The organism is Acinetobacter sp. YH12112 (genome assembly GCF_013418945.1).
GTDB lineage: Bacteria > Pseudomonadota > Gammaproteobacteria > Pseudomonadales > Moraxellaceae > Acinetobacter > Acinetobacter indicus.
On sequence record NZ_VPBA01000078.1, the window covers coordinates 1 to 2591 of the forward strand.

Consider the following 2591-nt stretch of genomic DNA (forward strand, 5'->3'; position numbering starts at 1 on the left):
AGGCGAACGAGGGGAAGTGAAACATCTCAGTACCCTTAGGAAAAGAAATCAATTGAGATTCCCTCAGTAGCGGCGAGCGAAAGGGGAACAGCCCATTAAGTTATGTGTGTTTTAGTGGAATGCTCTGGGAAGTGCAACCATAGTGGGTGATAGTCCTGTACACGAAAGGGCACACATAATGATGACGAGTAGGGCGAGGCACGTGAAACCTTGTCTGAATATGGGGGGACCATCCTCCAAGGCTAAATACTCCTGACTGACCGATAGTGAACCAGTACCGTGAGGGAAAGGCGAAAAGAACCCCTGTGAGGGGAGTGAAATAGATCCTGAAACCGCATGCATACAAGCAGTGGGAGCCACTTCGTGTGGTGACTGCGTACCTTTTGTATAATGGGTCAGCGACTTACATTCAGTAGCAAGGTTAACCGCATAGGGGAGCCGTAGGGAAACCGAGTCTTAATAGGGCGTATAGTTGCTGGGTGTAGACCCGAAACCAGGCGATCTATCCATGAGCAGGTTGAAGGTTGGGTAACACTAACTGGAGGACCGAACCCACTGTCGTTGAAAAGCCAGGGGATGACTTGTGGATAGGGGTGAAAGGCTAATCAAGCCTGGTGATAGCTGGTTCTCCCCGAAAGCTATTTAGGTAGCGCCTCGGACGAATACCATTGGGGGTAGAGCACTGTTTCGGCTAGGGGGTCATCCCGACTTACCAAACCGATGCAAACTCCGAATACCGATGAGTACTATCCGGGAGACAGACTGCGGGTGCTAACGTCCGTAGTCAAGAGGAAAACAATCCAGACCGCCAGCTAAGGCCCCAAAATCATAGTTAAGTGGGAAACGATGTGGGAAGGCATAGACAGCTAGGAGGTTGGCTTAGAAGCAGCCACCCTTTAAAGAAAGCGTAATAGCTCACTAGTCGAGTCGGCCTGCGCGGAAGATGTAACGGGGCTAAAACTATGTGCCGAAGCTGCGGATGTATACATTGTATACGTGGTAGGGGAGCGTTCTGTAAGCCGATGAAGGTGGATTGAGAAGTCTGCTGGAGGTATCAGAAGTGCGAATGCTGACGTGAGTAACGACAAAACGGGTGAAAAACCCGTTCGCTGAAAGACCAAGGGTTCCAGTCCAACGTTAATCGGGGCTGGGTGAGTCGACCCCTAAGGCGAGGCCGAGAGGCGTAGTCGATGGGAAATTGGTTAATATTCCAATACTTCAGTGTAATGCGATGAGAGGACGGAGAAGGTTAAGTCAGCCTGGCGTTGGTTGTCCAGGTGGAAGGCTGTAGGCATGCATCTTAGGCAAATCCGGGGTGCTCTATGCTGAGAGCTGATAGCAAGCTAGTTTACTAGCGAAGTGGCTGATACCATGCTTCCAGGAAAAGTCTCTAAGCTTCAGTTACACTGGAATCGTACCCGAAACCGACACAGGTGGTCAGGTCGAGTAGACCAAAGCGCTTGAGAGAACTCTGCTGAAGGAACTAGGCAAAATGGTACCGTAACTTCGGGAGAAGGTACGCTGTTGACGGTGATGGGACTTGCTCCCTGAGCGGTTGACAGCCGCAGAAACCAGGCCGCTGCAACTGTTTATTAAAAACATAGCACTCTGCAAACACGAAAGTGGACGTATAGGGTGTGATGCCTGCCCGGTGCTGGAAGGTTAATTGATGGGGTTAGCGTAAGCGAAGCTCTTGATCGAAGCCCCAGTAAACGGCGGCCGTAACTATAACGGTCCTAAGGTAGCGAAATTCCTTGTCGGGTAAGTTCCGACCTGCACGAATGGCATAATGATGGCGGCGCTGTCTCCAGCAGAGGCTCAGTGAAATCGAAATCGCTGTGAAGATGCAGTGTACCCGCGGCTAGACGGAAAGACCCCGTGAACCTTTACTGCAGCTTGACATTGAACTTTGACCTTACTTGTGTAGGATAGGTGGGAGGCTTTGAAGTTGGAACGCCAGTTCCAATGGAGCCGTCCTTGAAATACCACCCTGGTAATGTTGAGGTTCTAACTCTGTCCCGTGATCCGGGACGAGGACCATGTCTGGTGGGTAGTTTGACTGGGGCGGTCTCCTCCTAAAGAGTAACGGAGGAGTACGAAGGTGCGCTCAGCGTGGTCGGAAATCACGCGTAGAGTATAAAGGCAAAAGCGCGCTTAACTGCGAGACCCACAAGTCGAGCAGGTACGAAAGTAGGTCTTAGTGATCCGGTGGTTCTGTATGGAAGGGCCATCGCTCAACGGATAAAAGGTACTCTGGGGATAACAGGCTGATACCGCCCAAGAGTTCATATCGACGGCGGTGTTTGGCACCTCGATGTCGGCTCATCTCATCCTGGGGCTGAAGCAGGTCCCAAGGGTATGGCTGTTCGCCATTTAAAGAGGTACGCGAGCTGGGTTTAGAACGTCGTGAGACAGTTCGGTCCCTATCTACCGTGGGCGCTGGAAATTTGAGAGGATCTGCTCCTAGTACGAGAGGACCAGAGTGGACGAACCTCTGGTGTACCGGTTGTGACGCCAGTCGCATCGCCGGGTAGCTATGTTCGGAAGGGATAACCGCTGAAAGCATCTAAGCGGGAAGCCTACCTCAAGAT

1 rRNA gene is annotated in these 2591 nt (G+C 51.7%); it reads left to right on the forward strand.

From position 1 onward, the window contains the following. Positions 1 to 2591, forward strand: a 23S ribosomal RNA gene (locus FTU50_RS15045); the annotation flags it as partial.